Raw genomic sequence first — 18,409 nt, 5'->3', positions numbered from 1 at the left:
ATCAGGGTATTATACAACTTTTTTAAGGTTCGGGCTGGCCTTAAAGCGCACGGTCTTACCAGCTTTTACTTTAACCTGCTCACCTGTGCGTGGGTTAAGAGCCTTACGCGCCTTGGTCTTACGCACTGTAAAAGTCCCAAAAGACGGCAGAGTAAACCCACCTTCATTTTTAAGTTCTTCAATAATAGCGTCTAGCAGATCGTTAGCCGCCTGATTGGCCGCAACGCCGGTGCAATTGATCGAATCCTGAATGACAGCCGCAATAAATGCTTTGCTCATTGAGACAATATCTCCCTTACAGATAAAATTATCTTATTGGTAATTATAGCTTATGCTACCCGACTTCTCGCTATGCTTGTAGTCATATTTTCAGAAAAAATATAACTTCATTGAAAACAGCACGAAAAATATCTTATCAGAAACCAGAAAAGACAGTGAAGAATGGTATGCTACCCCCCTCCTCTCCCTCCGGGATCACTCTGTTTTTTTGCCGCTTATACCCCCGGTGGCGCTCTTCCTGACTACACAAAATTTTATCTCAGAAACCTGCTGGAGTGTGGTTTAACGCTGCATGTCTGTTTTTCCGGCACAGAGCATATTACTGCTGACAGCCTGACCTTTTGCACAGAAAACAGAATACAGACCTATACCAGACCCAATAAAGGCCTTGATTTTGGCGCATGGTGCTATCTGCGAAACCATATACCCACACATAATGTGCCTTTTATTGTGCTGGCTAACGACAGTGTTTTCGGGCCCTTTGCACCGCTGCTTCCTCTTTTACAAAAATTCAAAGCCTCACAAAAACCCGCATGGGGCCTCGTCGCCTCACGCGCTGTTACGCCACACCTTCAGTCATGGTTTGTCGGCCTCTCTCAACAGGCATGGCAGGCGCCTGCAGTAAAACGGATTTTTCATCTGCCATTTGAGAACATGTCCCGCTCAGAAATTATCTGGCACGGCGAACTGGGGCTTTCTGTCGCCCTTACCGATAGTGGCTTCACACCCGATGCGTTATGGAGCGACCTCAGGGCGCCATTAGCCCGTTTTTTTCCTGCTAACCCGGCCCATGCGCGCTGGCGTTCTTTTTTACGCTCAGGACTGGTGCCTTTTATAAAGCAGGAGCTCCTCAGAGATAACCCTTATCATATTCCGGCCCTGTCTGACTGGCGACGCGAGATACTGCCGGGCAATGGTTTCAACCCTGCGTGGATCGACGCATATCTTGCAGGCACCCCACCCCGTACGACTCGTACCCGATCAAACCGAAAAGGCCGTCTGCTTTACACAATGCTGTCTGAAGCTGACCGCTATCGCCCTCGTTTTTAAAACACCCGTTCAAACCCGTCACACATGAAAAAAAATTATTAATTATTAATATTGAGAATCATTCTCATTAGCGCTATCTCCGCCTGTCTTTACTTTATCAGGCAGGGAAATCCACTTCGATGCACAGAGGCATTCGTCACAGCTCTATGTTTCTGACACTTGGCTTTCTGGCATCGACGACTCCGTCTTTAGCCAGCCAGTCAGCCGGCAGCTCAACAACAGATCACGTCAAAAAGCACCCACACCGCATCACAACGCAGGCCGCAAAAGCACAGCATACTCAGGCCGCCACGTCTGAACAGCTGACGGTTAAGGGACGACGCGCCTCTGTTGTTGCCTCATCAGCAACAAAGAGTGATACCCCACTGATTGATACGGCTCAGTCAATCACAGTCATCACACGTAACGAGATGGATATACGCGGTGTTCTGAGCCTGAATCAGGCCGTGCGCTATGCTGCGGGCATAACCCCTGACCTGCGCGGTGGCATTGGTACCCGCTATGACCAGTTTTTGCTGCGCGGCTTTACAGTCCCCACCTTTCTTGATGGCCTGAAAGTGCAGGACAGCCCGACAGGCTACGCGGTTGCCCAGACAGATACCTCACGCCTTGACCGTATTGAAATGCTCAAAGGGCCGGCATCAGCACTCTATGGTCAGTCAAGCCCGGGCGGACTTGCCGCACTCTCCAGCAAACTTGCGACTGACCAGCGCTCTTACGGCAATGTCACGGCAACCGGCGGCATGTTTGACCTTTATCGTGTTGATAGTGATGTCGGTGGTTATGCAAATAATGACGGCTCAGTGCGCTGGCGCCTTTACGGCACAGCCAATGGTCAGCACACGCAGCTGGCCCGCACAGGCAGCCGCCGTTTTTCTATAAGCCCGACCTTTACATTTGGTGGTAACGGACCAACAACACTCACCATTCTGGGGAACTATCAGTATGACCCTGAAGGCGGCACCTATGGTGGTGTGCCTCTGGTTGGTTCACTCAAACGCGCCTCATTTGGCTATCTGCCTCGTAATTTTTATGATGGCGATGTTTCATTCGAAAAATTCAATCGCCGTCAGGGCGCATTTTCCTATTTCTTCAATCATCGCTTTAACGATGACTGGAGTTTTTCCTCACGCGGGCGCTATGACGATATCCGTGTAATCAACCGCAGTACATACGATGCCGGATACTGGGAAGCCGACGGTTACACCCTGCCCCGCTATGCCTATGGTACCAAAGAACACACCTATAATATGGCCTATGACAGCCAGTTTAAAGGACATGTACGCACCGGCCCGCTTAAGCACACCCTTATGACAGGCTTTGACTACATGTGGCAGCGCGCCACCGAAACCTACACGCAGGGTGATGCACCCTCACTCAACGCTCTGCACCCTGATTATCATATGGCATTTCCGGCTCAGACGGTGGGTGCACGCTACCTGACAAACTCGCACCAGATAGGAATATACGCACAGGATGAGATTCGCTGGCGCGGGCTGGTGCTGAATGGCAGCCTGCGGAATGACTGGTACCGCTCTGATCAGAAAGAATATCTTGCCGGTTCAGACACCAGACAAAACCCTTCACAAATTACCTGGCGTGCTTCTGCCCTTTACCATTTCAAATTTGGCCTAGCCCCTTATATCAGCTACTCAACCTCTTTCCAGCCACAGTCAGGCTTTACCTCAAAAGACGGTGGCAAAACCCTGAGCCAGGCCAACCCAACACTGGGCAAACAGCTTGAAGGTGGTGTGAAATACCAGATCCCCGGCACACCCATTCTGCTGACAGCTGCGGGGTTCCATATCGAGCAGTCCAATGTCCTTGTTGCTGTCGGCAATCTGCCTTACGGCATTGAAAGTGGCAAAGTACACTCAGATGGCTTTGAGTTTGAAGCCCATGCTGATGTCTATAAAAATCTGATGCTCGAGGCCGCTGTGAGCGTTCAGCACGTGCATGACGACTCGACAGGTAAACCCCTTATTCAGTCTGGCAAAGGCAATGCCTCTCTGTTTGCATTCTACACCATGCCATCAGGCCCGCTTAAAGGGTTCGGCTTTGGCGGTGGGATGCGATACACTGCCAAAGCTTACGGTGGACAAGCTGATTACGGGAGTGTCTGGGTGCCGCAATATGCTCTGTTTGACGGCTCGTTACGCTATGATCTGTCAAACCTGTCTCCGTCCCTGCGGGGGTGGACTGCCTCAGCCAGTGTGCGCAACCTGTTTGACAAACATTATGTTTCAAACTGTCTCGCTTATGCGTCATACGGTCAGGCATTCTGCTACTATGGCGAACGCCGTAATGCGCAGGCCAGTATCGGCTTTTCATGGTAAAACACCCATTATCCAGCGGTGCGCGCCTTAAGGCTGTGCTCCGCAGTTTTGGGATTTTACTCACAGGCTATGCACTGGCAGCCCTTGGGGGGGCTGTTCTGGCCTGGGCTCTGCCGCTGCACAGAGCTGACCGGGCACTCATCGGAACAATGAGCTCGCTGGTATTGTGGCCTGTGACTGTTATGGCTGGATTTTTTTGCTATGGCCCGGCTGGCCACGTACCATTTCGTAAAGCTATGGCATGGCTGCACAACTGGGCTGGCATTGTTACAGGCTGGATCATCTACATTATCGTGCTCTCTGGCACGCTCAGCGTTTTCCGACCTGAAACAGGGATATGGATGCGCCCAGAACTGCAAGGGCGCATCGCTACACCTGCACAGGCCTTACAAACCGCTGTTAACTGGCTTTCTGCACACGCAGCTACATCATCAGCCTGGTATCTTACGCTCTTCCCTGGCCCTGATGGACTACGCGCCCCTTTTGTCTGGGCTGTATGGCAGGCACCCGATGGCACTTTTATGCAACGCGCTCTCGACCCTCTGACCGGCGCACCGGATGTTATTCGTGATACGCTGGGCGGCGATTTTTTCTATCGCTTTCACTTTGAACTTCAGCTCCCCTACCCCTGGGGGCGCCTGCTTGCCGCTATAGCCGCCTTAGCCCTCGTTCTGACTCTGCTAAGCGGCGTTATTATACACCGGCGCATCTTTATTGATTTTTTTACCTTTCGCCCCGCCAAAGGCAGACGAAGCTGGCTGGATGCTCATAATGTCGGAGGCGTCGCCGCCCTGCCGTTCCACCTGGTTATCGCTCTTTCAGGTGCAGTGACACTTGCCACACTGCTGTTTCCGTGGAGCGTGCAAACCATTTATCATAATGATATCAACAGCTTTGCAGGTGAACTCCAGCCAGGCAGTGCGCCCTTACCATTAACCGGCGTGCCAGCCAGGCTAACGGCCATTGCCCCGTTAATGCAAAAACTCAGGCAGAATAATCCTGATTTTACGCCTGCCCAGATTTATATTTACAACCCGATGGACAGCGCCTCGCTAATAGTTTTTTCAGGTGATGACCAGGGTAGCATTGGCAATAACTCTCACGTGTTGCGTATCGAAGGTAAGAGCGGTGAAGTTCTTTCTGATACGCACGAGCACCGCTCAGTGATCTCTCTTTTTTCCGTACTTTACGGCCTTCATGTTGCGCATTTTGCTGATACCTTTACCCGCTGGCTCTACTTCCTCTCCGGCCTGTTGCTGGCTGTTGTTATCGCCAGCGGGCTCTGTCTTTGGATCAGCCATCCTAAACGGCAGGGGGGTATGTACACGATCATCGCACGGCTCAACCCCGCCATCATTACAGGCGGACCTGTTGCCCTGAGCAGCTATTTTATTATTAACAGACTTCTTCCTGTTTCATGGGCCAGCCGTGCAGAATATGAAGTACAAAGCATGTTTATTCTGTGGGCTGTGCTGGTTTTTATATGTGCATGTCTGCCAGCACGCCTCTCCTGGCGCTTATTATGTGGGCTGATGAGCATAATACTACTGACTATCGCTATACTCAGCATGACAGTACCCGGCGCAATCGGAACCAGCTTTATACTCGTCTCACTCACTCTGGCCGCAGCCTTTATTGCAGCCATACTGCGTAAAGGCCGTACCCTGTGAGCGTAATTTTACTCTCTCTGCTCAGTACCGGAGCAGGGCTCTGCCTGCCTGCCTTTATTACCAGGCGGGCTGATATGTTAAAACACCGCTTTCAACTGCGAAGCATCAGCATACTCTGTCTGTTTTTTTCATTTTGCTGCCTGCTCAGTCACTATCACTCCGCACTGGCAGCACTTGTGACATGGGCTGAAATGGCAGGCCTGTGCGTGGTGGCAATCGCAGCTTTACGCGGCAGCCACCAGCACCTCAAAACCTGAAGGCTATTGCCGCCTTATACCCATAACAACCTGCCGCAAAAGTGCTTCAAGCTGATGCGCCTGCTGTTCAAACGTTACCAGGTCATCTTTAAACGGATTAGTATAGTCATCAAACCGTTCTGACGTATTCAGAAGCTCTCTCACCACTGCAGCTAAAGCCTCGGGACCAGCTCCGATCGGTATCATATTACCGTTTTCACCCTCAGTAATGGCTTCAGCCTGACCGCCTGGTGTGGTCGTAACCACCCATACATCCCGCGCAAGAGCCTCACGCACTGACAGCCCATAACTTTCTTTACACTGAGAAGGGAAAAGAAGCACATCAATGCTGTCATAAAATGCATCCATGGTTGTCTGCGTGTAAGACGGAACAGTAACAACCTGCCCTTTTACCTTCCATGTCTCAGCATATACTGACTGAATACCAAGGCTGAGCTTATTATCAACAACATACAGCACCCAGTCTGACATGTTAAGCTGCTCGAAAGCCTGGCGAATCAGAGTATAACCTTTCAGGTCTTCAGCCCCGCCAACATAACCAAAACGCAGAGCTGTACCCTTTTTACGAGGGGTTCTTGGCTGTTCAGGCCAGGTAAAGCCATTGGGGTTCACCACCACTTTATCAGCTGCAATACCATTGGCCAGAAACAGCTGCCGGTGCGTTTCTCCCGGCGTAAGCAGGAGTGCTGCACTATCAAGAGCGCTCCTCATCAAAGCAGCACGACTTTGCAGATGCGACGCTTCGATTTCACAGTTCTGGCAAACCTGCAGGTCTATCTTCTCCTGAAAACAGAACTGCCCTTTTTCAGTCACCATAAACTGGCGATCACAAAGCCACCAGGAATCATGCAGCGTAATAACGTAAGGAACACCTTCTTCAACACAGGCACGCGTCAGGCCGACACCAAGACGCTGAATGGCATGAAAATGCACAATGTCAGGCTTCATGGTCTGTAACCAGTACCTGAAGGCCTCCGTCGCATGCGGGTTATCAAGCCCGACAATTTTTTCAAAATCATCGGGCACCGGTACGCTCATAACCGGGCTGCCTGCCGCCTGATAACGTACAACACCGCCTTCACGCCCAGCCAGGTCAGGGCATGACGTAAATACACTCACAGTGATGTCACGCACCCGCAGATGCTTTACCATCTGCTCTGCAATAAACGTTGCTCCGCCAAAAGAACGCGGATCAAAATAAATATTCACCGCCATAACTGATAAGTCTGTTCTGGCCTGCACCGGCGGATAGCCAAAGACTGGTACAACCTGATCTTTCACCACGTTAACAGGGTGATAGTGCTCCAGTGCGTACTGCCGGGCTGCCTGACCAATCTGCCCACGAAGAGCTGCGTCTCCCGCCAGAGCCAGTAAAAAAGCAGACCACTCTGCCGGTGTTGAAGCCAGGAAACCATTCTGACCGTGCCGGACAACCTGCGCAAACGTATCAGAAGGAGAGCAGACTGCAGGCACTTCAAGAACAGCGGCCTCAAGAAATTTAATATTACTTTTACAGTCGTTGAAAACTGATGAATCAAGTGGAGCAATCGTTATATCGGCATCAAATAAAAAGCGCATATATGCTATGTAGTCGCGCCCTGTATGCCTGAAAATACGGTCCTTTACTGCATCACATTCAGGCGGCAAAGTCAGGTCGCCCATAATATGCAGTGTCAGCCTGGGATCAACCTGCATAGCTCCGACAATGCCAGCTGCCGCAACACGAAAATCAGCATCATGCGTTTTTGTGCCTGAACCATAAACAATCCGGACCTCTTCCTTATGGCGTGACTGCTTTAAAGTCTCTCTTTCAGCTCTGAGCTGATCAGCAATATCAAGAGTTTGTCGGTCAAGAGCATTTTCAATAACGCTGACACGCTCGACCCCTGCCTCACGCATTAACTGTGCAAGAACCCGAGTCGAAGCAATGGCCTGATCGCAGGCCATCATGCAATTACGATAGAGCGACACACCATTCATCACGACCTGGCGTTCATGTTGTGTCAGATGATCAAGATTTTTATTATTCTTATAATGCTCTTCAGAAAAAATCAGGTCATCTACATCCCACCATGAAGGAAGGTTGAGACGTTTGACCTCTGCAAAAAGTGAAAGAACGGCTTCAAATGCCGGCACTCTGTAAAAAATAACATTCGTACAGCTCTGAAGAGCTGACAGAATCTCCTGATTTTTACGCCAGTCAAAAACAGCTACATGCCAGCCGAGAGCTTCAAGCTCTTCTTTCTTTTGCCACACGCGATATTTGGCACACTGCCGCAAACTCAGCTCTGCAATAATCAAAAAAGAGGGCCGAAACCCTTGCAGCACATCCTGCTTTACGGGAAGCAGAATCCGGTCTGCCACCTGGCTAATTGTCTCAGCTTTTGGCGCTGCATTTCTGCCTCCTCTGCCCAGAAATGACTGCGCTGAGCGCTGAAGATGAGGCGTTATTTTATGCAAAACACCACGGGCACCATCTTTACGATAAACATCCTGAATTTTAGCTCTGACATCAGATATTTTATGTCCACTCGGCAAATACCCGCGCGAAATATGCCTGACTGCGCGTAAAGGAAAAGTTATTTTCCAGGACAGGGTCTGCTGCTGAGCCGTAAGAAGAGCTTCAGTTTCTGCAAAACGCTGACGCAGCTCCGCCTCGCGCAGGCCTTGTAAAGCACTACCAGCCCGATAGCTCTCAACAAGCGCTGCAAGCTCCTCTTTCTCATCAGCGGGTATTTTCTCTGGATCATTCATACTCTGTTCTCTTTTATGCTGCTGGAGAACTTAACGCACTTGTCAAAAAAAAAGCCGGGTAAAAAACCCGGCTTCTTAAAAGATCAACAAAAAGGAAATGATCAGAGATCAGAAACCTGTGAAGTCTTTTGCTGTCAGAGAGCTGACGCCATCAAACGTAATTTTGCTGTTATCAGCCAGCGTAATGGTCGTGCTTGCAACACCATTTTTTGTGCTGTGCTCAGCGTTATCCAGTACTTTCTGGAAAGCAGAAGAGTTGCTGCCACCATAGTATTTATCATAATCAACCAGCAGGACCTGGTTACCAGCAGCACTACCGAAATCGGTAATCGTATAGTCGGCACCAGCCACACCATTACGGAAACCAAATACGTTAGCTGCACCAGAACCACCGGTCAGTGTCGCATTACCTGTGCCTGCTACAAGCGTATCAGCACCGGTACCACCGATCATAGTCTGCTGCGTTGTGCCAGAATCAGCACCAAAGGCATGGATACCAAATACTGAAGATGCAGCATTCAGTGTTTCGTTACCTACGGTAGCAACAAACAGCGAGCTTGCTGAGGTCGCATCCATGGTAACATCAAGACCATCGGCACCAAAGACCGTGCTCTTACCAGCAGAGATCGTCGTTTCGCCCGTACCGCCACGGAATGTCAGGTCACCAGCGATGTTGACATTCGCGTTGTCAGCCTGGCTAACAACGAAGTTACCCTGACCAGCACCAATTGTACCCTGATTACCACCGAAAACAGTACCGGTTGAACCAGAAAGGCTGATCGTGTCGCCTTTTGCACCAGAGATGGTGCTGTTGCTGCCATAAACTGTACTGTTGCTGCCAACAGTAATGTTCTGGCCTCCCAGTGGCGCATTGCTGGTAACCAGCGAATTATCACCAACATCAACGGTAGAACTTGCACCGTTCAGCGTAATGCTCTGTGTGCCGGAAGACGCTGTAATCGTATCCTGACCTTCAGAGATAACACTGTTTACGCCGCTGCCCAGGATAATCTGGTTCGCACCGCCACCAGCATTGATGGTGTTATCGCCATTACCAGAGTTGATGGTATCGTTACCGTCACCTGTTCTGATATCCCAGTTACCGCCAGAAGAGTTACCATTAAAGGTATTATCGCCCGCACCGCCGGTAAACTGCCCCCCCTGAGACCCAGCGGTGAAATTAATCCCCCCGGCTCCGCCAAGAACGGTCAGGGCATTGGTCACGCCCGTGGCATCGACTGAAACAGCACCTGCCAGGGTATCGCTGATACCACCGACGGTCAGCCAGGAAGCATTACCACTGACCTGATAAGAGCCGGCAGCCGTAATGACGCCGTACCCTCGCTGATTGCTAAAACTATCAGAACCGGAGGTCAGATCGCGTATATCAAGGTTTGCAAGATCGCCACTTAACTGCGCAGCCACACTCGAAGCGTGCTGAACAAGTGATGACTGCTGAGAACCATCAACGGTAACCTGAACACTGCTTCCTGACGCACCGGTAACGGTGATAATCGCCATATGTTTACCCTCACTCTCAAAGCATCATGTCACAGAAACTAAGGAGACTTCGAAATCCCACAAGCTATGACTCTGGTTAATTTATATCTTGCCCGCTTGTAGAACAAGCAAAAAACAAAAAGCAAGCATTAATAAGAAATTTAAAATCGTTTCATGAAATATGAACATCGTCACAAAGAAAATCAAGCCAAAAAAATATAATGATTGCTTTTTCTTTACATAAAAAAAATCCAAACAAATCTCTCTAATACTCTCGTAAAACCTCTATTCATTACAGGATAACCTCTATAAAAAACCAAAAAAACATATGAAAAGCTTATTTTTATCATTTTTTATTTTTTATTTTTTATAAACAAATTATTAATTATATGTCATGCACTTTACTAACCAGCGAAAAAACCCACTAATTACAAACTCTATTAACCAATCAGGTGCATCTTTTACCCAATGCAGGATCTTTCCACCCAGGCAAACAATATGCTGTCAGATATAAGCAACACTAGTTTTAATTCTTTTTTTTTACATGTGAACCTGGTACCCGGACATGATGACAGTGCTGTTTTTTTGCCATTAATTCATTGGATTCTTGATGCTGCTCAACCTGAGAATCTGGTTCTCATCCATACAGACGAAACAAGCAAAGAAACTCTTCGCAGCACAACACAGGCCAGAAATAACCCTCTGTATATAAAGGAGTGGACATCGTACGAACACTCTCCCGAACTACGCCGCCCTGTCTATTTCTGTGGAGTGCATGGTCAGCTCTCTCCGGCAGCATTCTTAAACTGGGTTAATACACTGACTGATGATGCACTTATTATAATTGAGGGAATAACCTTACCTGGTGTGTCGGAAACATGGCATTTACTTAAGCACTTATTCCCCTCCTTTACCTATGACTATGGCAAAGGACTCGGCCTGCTTACCAGAACATCGTGTATTCTGAGCAAAACTCTTCTTTTTAAGAACGAAAACTCACTCACAGACGAAGAACGTAAAAATAAAATTTCATTTACAAATAAATGCTATTTTTTTTCAGATTACTGGAAAAATAAATTAATAGAGAATAAATTAACAGAAATAGAAAATTACAATAAAGAGATTGAAATTAAAAATAAAATACTTATAAATGAAAATGAAGAAATTATAAAAAAACTATCAACACACAAAGAATCAATTAAAAAAGAAGAAAACAGACCTGAAATATTATCAGCTCATCGCATAAACGAAAAAACAAAAATCAACCCACTCTCAAGGGCCGTTCGCAAACTCCTTCTTCCTCTCCGCTCCCCAGCCCTGAAATCATCATATCAGGCCGAAACCCCGGAGCTCGAGCAAACCGAAACCCGTGCATCACATCATACGGCTGCGGCTCATCATCCGTGCTCGCATATTTTATTTATTGCCGGAGAGCCGGATTCTCCAGGTGTATGGTATCGCTGCATACGTAATGCAGCAGCGACAACGATGGCCGGATACCAGGGCCGCTGGAAACCATGCGCCGAGGTTAACCCGGATGATCTGAAGTGGGCTGATGCGATTGTTTTATGGCGGGTTGAATTCAGCGACCACGTAAAAACTATTATTCAGGTCGCACACGAGTATAATGTTAAAATTATATTTGACACTGATGACATCACCTTTATGCCTTCTCTGGCCCGTACCGATATTATAGATGGCATCCGCACCATTGGCGTCTCAGAAGAGCGACTGGAAGTTTTCTTTCACGACAACTGGCGCACCATGGTTAACGCTGACCTATGCTTTGCACCGACAAACTTTCTAAGTCAGCTGATGCGCGCACATCGTCCGCTGGGCTATACGGTACCTAACACCTACGACACAGCAGCACTGACACTAAGCCGGCTGGCAGCGCGCAAAAAACGTGCTTTTGCTGAAACAGACATCATTCGTGTCGGATACCCCGCTGGCACACCTACGCATCAGCGGGATTTTTTACGCATCGTACCAACTCTTACCGCACTGATGAAAACGATCCCGCATCTGCGCCTGGTGCTTTTTCGTCACAAAGATACACTCAGCCCAACCGTCATCATCAATGAATTTCCCGAACTCAGCCGGGTAGCCAGCCAGATTGAGTGGCGCGATCTCGTCGATTTTCCTGATCTGCCAGCTGAACTGGCACGCTTTGACATTGCGATTGCCCCTCTTGAAGCTGAAAATATCTACTGTAACGCAAAAAGCGAACTGAAGTTTTTTGAGGCTGCACTGGCAGGTGTGCCCTCCGTCGTCTCTCCCACACACCCTTACCGTGAGTGCATAGAACACGGCAAAACCGGCATGCTGGCAGAGACCCCTGAAGAGTGGCATGACGCCCTGTCTCAGCTTATCGAAAATGCTGAACTGCGTGCAACACTGGCACGCAATGCCTATCATAGTTGTCTGTGGCACTTTGGCCCGCAAAAACAGGCAAAACTTCTTAAAAGCATTTTTCACAGCCTGGAAAATGAAGAAGCAGCAACCCAGGAGGCCGAAATACAGCTTGCACGTGGCACCTGCCCTGCCCGCAACCTGCCTGATATTCCGCCCTGTACTTTACTTTATGAGAAAGATGCTCTGATCACATCCGATATAACGGTCATCATCACCAGCTACAACTATGAGGACTTTCTTCTGGAAGCACTCGAGTCTGTCCGCTCTCAGACTATAGAAAACCTTGACCTGATTGTTGTAGATGATGGTTCATCAGATTCCTCCGTCACTCTGACCAGGGAGTGGATGAAGCGCCATTCAGAACGCTTTAACCGCCTTATTTTACTCAAAACGTCTTACAATGTCGGGCTGGGAGGCGCGCGAAACTGCGGTGTTTCCTGGGCTGAAAGTCACTATTTTCTACCACTTGATGCCGATAATCGCCTGCTACCCGAAGCCTGCACAACACTTCTGGCAGCCATGACACCAGTGACAGCCTACGCTTACCCGATACAGCAACAGTTTGGTTCACCTGCAGTACACGCCTTACTGGGAGAAGCTGACTACACCCCCATGCGGCTAAAATCAGGCAATTACATTGACGCTATGGCTCTTATTGGCAAATGGGCCTGGGCAGCCTGTGGCGGCTATTATGTTCAGCGCGATGCTATGGGCTGGGAAGACTACGACCTCTGGTGTTCAATGGCCGAAATGGGCCTGCAGGGCACGCATGTTAAACAGATACTGGCTGAATATCGGGTACACTCCGGGTCAATGACCACTGGTGTGACTGAGAAGGCTGAGCATAAAAAGAAAATTGTTGCACTACTTGAAAAACGCCACCCGTGGATCAGCCTCGTGCAGAAAGAAACCCGGACAACCCGCTAAAATGATAAACCGGACGAGAGCGCGCTACACGCTCTCGTCTAAAAAACCTTATGCCTTTGAGAAAACGCTTCCATAAGGCAGACGTGACTTTGGCAGCTTTGCATTAAAGTCAGCTTCGGCATGATAGCCCAGAGCAACGATGACAGTTGCGGTCAGCCCTTTTTCTGCCAGGCCAAACTCTTTATCAACGATTTCCGCATCAAAACCTTCAACAGGGGTTGCATCAACACCCAGCAAACCTGCTGACAGCAGCAAAAAGCCCTGTGCTATATAAGTCTGCTTCATAGCCCAGGTCTGCACGTCACCTGCTTTCTCATGCACACCAACAAAAAAAGCGCGGCCACCGGCAACAGCTTCACGTGCAGCCTTATCAGCATAACGCCCGTCAGCCTGCTCCCGCTCAAGAACAGTCTCAAGATAAGACGCAGGCAGAGAAGAACGTGAGCACAAAACCACAACATGAGAGGCATTAAGAATTTTGTTCGTATTAAAATCAAAACGCTCTGACGTTGCTTTAGCAACCCGTGCTTTGCCTGCGGCATCATCAGCCACAATAAAGTGCCATGGCTGGCTGTTTACTGAAGACGGACTTAAACGCAAAGCTTCAAACAGCTGATGTGCAATGTCATCAGGAATACGGCGTTTGGCGTCATAGGACTTCGTAGTATAACGCGTCTGAAGAGTTTTAATAAGATCCATGAAACTATTCACCTTTGTTGAACAAAGTGTTGTGACTCTGCCGCTATTTAAGACGCTTCGGGGGCAAGACGTCCCTTATAAGACAATAATACCATCACAGCCCCGAGAAGACCTAAACCCAGACCTGCAGCAGAAACCATGCTGTAGCCATAGCCCCATGACAGTACAGCCCCGCCCAGCGCTGCACCCAGAGCATTGCCCAGGTTAAACGCACCAATATTCACCGATGAAGCCAGACCAGGAGCTGCATGCGCTGCTGTCATGGTGCGCATCTGCAATGCTGGCATCATAGCAAAACTGGCAACACCCCAGACAAGTACTCCCACCAGTGCACCGACAGGCGTACGCGCAGCAAAAGGAAAAGCCAGCATAATCAGACCAAGAACAGGGAACACCACCAGCAATGTACCAACAAGTGATTTATCAGCTGCACGGCCACCAATAGCATTACCTATACTAAACCCAACACCAATCAGCATCAGAGCTACAGTTATAAGCCCAGGCCCTGCTTTAGTAATCTGTTCAAGCATCGGTACAATATAGGTATAAAGCTCAAACATTGCTCCGGCTCCGACGACCGTCACGCCCAGAGCCATCAGCACATTAGGCCGGGTCATCACTTTAAGTTCGGCTGCTGCATCAGGGCGTGGACCGGCCTCCGCAAAAGGCAGGGCAACCAGACATGCCGCGGCTGCAACAAGCCCAAGGACAGAAATAGCAACAAATGCCATACGCCACCCCAGGGTATCCCCCATCCACGTAGCCGCAGGCACACCGAAAATGTTGGCAACTGTCAGGCCCATGAACATACTGGCAACAGCACTGGCCCTGCGGTTTGCGGGAACAAGGCTGGCAGCCTCAACCGCCCCAAGGCCAAAAAAAGCACCATGAGCCATGCTGGTCAGCACACGAGCCAGCAGAAGCTGTGTGTAAGTTGCACTGAAAGAAGATGTCAGATTGCCTACAACATAAAGTAACATCAGCCCGATAAGAGAATATTTACGCGGGTAACGTGCAAGCAGCAATGTGATAACCGGCGCACCGCCCATAACCCCAAAAGCGTAAGCACTGACCAGCCCCCCTGCTGTTGGAATACTGACATGCACACCTGCCGCCAGAACAGGCAGCAGGCCCATGGGGGTGAATTCTGTCACACCAATAGCAAAAGCTCCACATGCCAAAGCAAACAGAGCAAACGCAGAAGAAATTTGTTTTTCAGGCATATAAAATATTTCTAATCCTCTGTCTGGGAGGGTGAGAGACACGCAGGCCTCTGCAGGCTATGTCATACTCTGAAGCATGACATAGCCCGTTATAAAATCTCAGAGAATATATAATAATCAGTTAACAGCGCATGCGGCACAATAGCTTAATTAACTATTATACCCTTCAGGATGTGCCACTCGCCAGCGTAATGCCGTTTCAACAATCTGGTCAATTTCAGCAAAACGTGGGGTCCAGCCAGTTTCCTCGCGCAGTGTCTGTGAATCAGCAACCAGCATCGCCGGATCTCCCTGACGGCGCGGAGCTGGCTCCCAGGGCACCTTTCTGCCGCTCACACGCTCGACAGACTGAATCACTTCAAGGTTAGAGTAACCCTGGCCGTTGCCAATATTATACGCCACACTCCGCTCGTTAATCTGATCAAGAGCACGCAGATGAGCATCAGCCAGATCAGTCACATGCACATAGTCACGTACACACGAACCATCCCGCGTCGGATAATCTGTACCAAATAGTTTCAGTGCCGGTCTGCGGCCCAGAGCCGCGTCAATTGTCAGGGGAATAAGGTGAGTTTCCGGCCTGTGATCTTCCCCCGCACGCCCCTGACTGTCAGCACCTGCAGCATTAAAATAACGCAGGCAGGCACTGTGCAGGCCATAAATATTACCGGCCCAGTGCAGCACCCGCTCAATCATATATTTGCTTTCACCATAGGGTGAACCGGGCTGCACATCTGCTGTTTCAGGAATAGGAGCCGAACGTTCAGGCCCGCCAAAAAGAGCTGCTGTTGAAGAAAACACCAGCTTGCTGACGTCGTTTTTCACACAAGCCTGAATGAGATTTAAAGCCGTAAGATAATTCTGGCGAAAATAACGCAAAGGATCTGTCATACTTTCCCCGACCAGAGAAAGAGCCGCAAAATGCAACACACCCGCCCATGAGCGGCTGGAGACAACTTTTTCTGTCGCATCAGCATCAAGCAGATCAGTATGATGGAACTCAACATCATCAGGCAACGCGCGACGGTGGCCGGTACTAAGATTATCGAGCACCGTCACATCATGGCCAGCATCAAGAAGTGCCAGAACCGCATGACTGCCAACAAAACCAGCACCACCGGTTACAAGATAACGCATCCGTTCATCCTTTATCTGATTGAACAACATGCCTCTTACCTCTGCCCCGCCTCCCTCTTACGAAACGAAGGCAGGATCTTACAGAGTCATGCTGTAAATAACTATTAAACAGTCCGTAGCATGTAATCCCCCGTTTCAGGGAGGTGTAATCGGTGTACGAGCAATCAGATAAGGTGGTTTGCGTAAATTATGCCCGTCATTAAACCCGGGCAGGCGGTTCCACTGGCCGAGTACATAATAAACATGTGTCCTGGTCGCAAAAATACCATCAGGCCAGATAATACGAGGATCGCGGGCAATAACGTCAATTTGTCCATCCGGACTTCTGCGCATGATCGAATCATGCTCTCCCGCGGTCAGATAAATACGATTCCAGGCATCCGTCGCCAGCCCGTCTGTCATCACCTTTTCACCCAGATCAGTAACTGCTGACGCAAGTTTATCATCCGTAGCGGCGGAGTCAGCCAGCAAAGCAGTTGGCAAACTATACAACCTGCGACTTGTAAGAGGGGAGTAATAAAGCGTTTTGCTATCATTACTCAGGGTAATGCTATCAATGCCTCCGATGGGAAAACCAGGGTGATGCGGGTCATAACGCCGCACACGCCCTTCGAGAACTGCCTCGAAGCCTGGTTCTGCCAGAACAGACGGATGATGCGTCAGCACACGCCGTTGCTTACCTGTTGCAATATCAACAATCACCAGACCGGGGGAGGTTCCGAAAGAAGAATCTGCTATATAAACGGTACCGGCTTTACCATGTGTCAGGTCAACCCGCAGGTCATTCATATGACTGTCGGGCAACATAGCCGGCGCGTGAAGAGGGATATTCGCTATCTCTTTACCTGTTTTTACATCAAATCCAACAATTTTTGCCGCACCCGGCTCTATCGGGTGACCAGCAACTTTTCCGTCATCAATCAGCCATAACCGGCCTTTTGTATCCAGTGTCAGGCCATGAGGCGACACCAGCCGCTGCGTAACGGGCAAAGACGTCTCCCGCGTTATATTCTCATCAGGCCAGGCAATAATTTTTCCGTCACGCAACTCTCCCAGCGAAGGTTTGTCATGATCCGTGGCGTGACGGGGAAAAGTGAGGAACACCCTTCCTCCCTCAGTCACCGCGATACCTGAAGGACCAGGCTCAGGCAAAGCGGCAATAATCTCCATCTGCCCTGCAGGCAGTGTGTCTGCCGCAACGCTCACATGAGTGTCCGAACTGGCAGAATCAGCGGCAGCCAGAGCCTGAGAACTTACAGCCGCCATGCTCACAGCAACAAGCAGAGCCTGATAGTGCTTCTTCATTCGTCCAACCTCACCTTAAACTCGTTGCTGTGCATAAACGAAAAGATCAGCCTTCAGAGCGGCCGAAGAATCTTCACATCAATCGGGGCAGCCAGAAGTGGCTCAAGTGTCTGTGCAAGCTCTTTAAAATGAGGCGTTTCAAGGTGGGCCTGAAGTGCTTCACGGCTATCCCACTTTTCGATAAAAACAAATGAATCCGGGTCATCAAGATCCTGATGCGGCACATAAAGATGGTTTGTGCTTTCTGCCCGCGAAGGAACAATGCATGCCTTCATCGCCGCAGCAACAGCAGCACCCTTACCTGGTTTTGCTTTGACAAGTGCAACAACATCAATTTGTGACATAAGGTACTTTCCTTCTCAGCTCATAACGACACTGAAGAACTATAATACCTCGGCTAAAAGAATACAAAACAGCGGCACATCTTACTTCTGTATAAAAATTTTCAAAAATTTTCAAAAATTTTAACCCATTACTATACCTGAAAAAATACTTTAATAACCGACATGGTGCGCCAGAAGATACGCATTGCAGGAATGCCTCTTTCAGATAACAGACCATATTTTTCCGGGAAAAATAACAACGCGAGCAGCTCACATTATAGAAATTTGACGCTGCAATAACAAAATTATGATCTGTTTTGTATAAAAAATAACGAGTGCGTGATTTGATGAAGATTTTTTTTTGTGAAGCAATATAAACACAACACAAACATTGATTTTTATTAATAGTCAAAAAGTTATTTCTATATATAAATTTTTCATAAAAATACCTTTCTGAAATATATTTTTCATTTAGGCTCAGGACTCATTCTTTGAGATAGAAGATGAAGCTTGCAGCGATATGGATTGCGGACA

General features: G+C 49.0%; 13 protein-coding genes. 5 read left to right on the top strand and 8 right to left on the bottom strand.

Annotation, left to right across the window (positions count from 1 at the left end):
* Positions 1–9: 9 nt before the first annotated feature.
* Positions 10–279, bottom strand: a complete 270-nt coding sequence (locus HK25_RS09785; protein WP_086553793.1) for an HU family DNA-binding protein — start codon at positions 277–279, stop codon at positions 10–12.
* Positions 280–441: 162 nt separating this feature from the next.
* On the opposite strand from HK25_RS09785, the gene HK25_RS09780 reads away from it, so the two are divergent.
* The 4 genes from HK25_RS09780 (at position 442) to HK25_RS09765 (ending at position 5,592) form a co-directional block, all read left to right on the top strand.
* Entirely contained in the window at positions 442–1,329 is an 888-nt protein-coding gene (locus HK25_RS09780; RefSeq protein ID WP_086636078.1) for a rhamnan synthesis F family protein, read from the top strand.
* 119 nt (positions 1,330–1,448) lie between these two features.
* A complete protein-coding gene (locus tag HK25_RS09775) occupies positions 1,449–3,665 on the top strand; it encodes a TonB-dependent siderophore receptor (protein ID WP_233127790.1) in 2,217 nt (738 codons plus the stop codon).
* Complete coding sequence (locus HK25_RS09770) at positions 3,659–5,335, top strand: PepSY domain-containing protein (RefSeq protein ID WP_233127789.1); 1,677 nt, start codon at positions 3,659–3,661, stop codon at positions 5,333–5,335. The genes HK25_RS09775 and HK25_RS09770 overlap by 7 nt, the downstream gene beginning before the upstream one ends.
* Entirely contained in the window at positions 5,332–5,592 is a 261-nt protein-coding gene (locus HK25_RS09765) for a hypothetical protein (protein WP_086553790.1), read from the top strand. Before HK25_RS09770 ends, HK25_RS09765 begins: the two co-directional genes overlap by 4 nt.
* 3 nt (positions 5,593–5,595) lie before the next feature.
* Here HK25_RS09765 and HK25_RS09760 read toward each other — a convergent pair whose 3' ends face one another.
* Complete coding sequence (locus HK25_RS09760; protein WP_086636077.1) at positions 5,596–8,346, bottom strand: glycosyltransferase; 2,751 nt, start codon at positions 8,344–8,346, stop codon at positions 5,596–5,598.
* 108 nt (positions 8,347–8,454) lie between these two features.
* Positions 8,455–9,867: a calcium-binding protein gene (locus HK25_RS09755; RefSeq protein ID WP_086636076.1), complete on the bottom strand. Its 1,413-nt coding sequence runs from the start codon at positions 9,865–9,867 to the stop codon at positions 8,455–8,457.
* 564 nt (positions 9,868–10,431) lie between these two features.
* On the opposite strand from HK25_RS09755, the gene HK25_RS09750 reads away from it, so the two are divergent.
* Positions 10,432–13,188 carry a glycosyltransferase gene (locus tag HK25_RS09750; RefSeq protein WP_233127788.1) on the top strand — a complete coding sequence of 919 codons (2,757 nt, stop codon included), beginning with the start codon at positions 10,432–10,434 and terminating at the stop codon, positions 13,186–13,188.
* Between the two features lie 48 nt (positions 13,189–13,236).
* On the opposite strand, the gene nfsB is transcribed toward HK25_RS09750, so the two are convergent.
* The 5 genes from nfsB to HK25_RS09725 all read right to left on the bottom strand — a co-directional run bounded on the left by nfsB (position 13,237) and on the right by HK25_RS09725 (position 17,896).
* Positions 13,237–13,887 carry an oxygen-insensitive NAD(P)H nitroreductase gene (gene nfsB, locus HK25_RS09745; RefSeq protein WP_086636074.1) on the bottom strand — a complete coding sequence of 217 codons (651 nt, stop codon included), beginning with the start codon at positions 13,885–13,887 and terminating at the stop codon, positions 13,237–13,239.
* A gap of 47 nt (positions 13,888–13,934) precedes the next feature.
* Positions 13,935–15,110, bottom strand: coding sequence for an MFS transporter (locus HK25_RS09740; RefSeq protein WP_086553785.1), 1,176 nt, complete (start codon positions 15,108–15,110; stop codon positions 13,935–13,937).
* A 150-nt stretch (positions 15,111–15,260) separates the two neighbouring features.
* On the bottom strand, positions 15,261–16,247 hold the full coding sequence (gene galE, locus HK25_RS09735) for a UDP-glucose 4-epimerase GalE (RefSeq protein ID WP_086636073.1): 987 nt from the start codon (positions 16,245–16,247) through the stop codon (positions 15,261–15,263).
* A 135-nt stretch (positions 16,248–16,382) separates the two neighbouring features.
* Positions 16,383–17,552 carry an L-dopachrome tautomerase-related protein gene (locus HK25_RS09730; RefSeq protein WP_086636072.1) on the bottom strand — a complete coding sequence of 390 codons (1,170 nt, stop codon included), beginning with the start codon at positions 17,550–17,552 and terminating at the stop codon, positions 16,383–16,385.
* 53 nt (positions 17,553–17,605) lie between these two features.
* Complete coding sequence (locus tag HK25_RS09725) at positions 17,606–17,896, bottom strand: putative quinol monooxygenase (protein ID WP_086553782.1); 291 nt, start codon at positions 17,894–17,896, stop codon at positions 17,606–17,608.
* Positions 17,897–18,409 lie beyond the last annotated feature (513 nt).

Origin of the sequence: Acetobacter sp. DsW_059 (genome assembly GCF_002153695.1) — a bacterium.
Classification (GTDB): Bacteria; Pseudomonadota; Alphaproteobacteria; order Acetobacterales; family Acetobacteraceae; genus Acetobacter; species Acetobacter thailandicus.
This window is presented reverse-complemented; position numbering and strand designations above follow the sequence as displayed.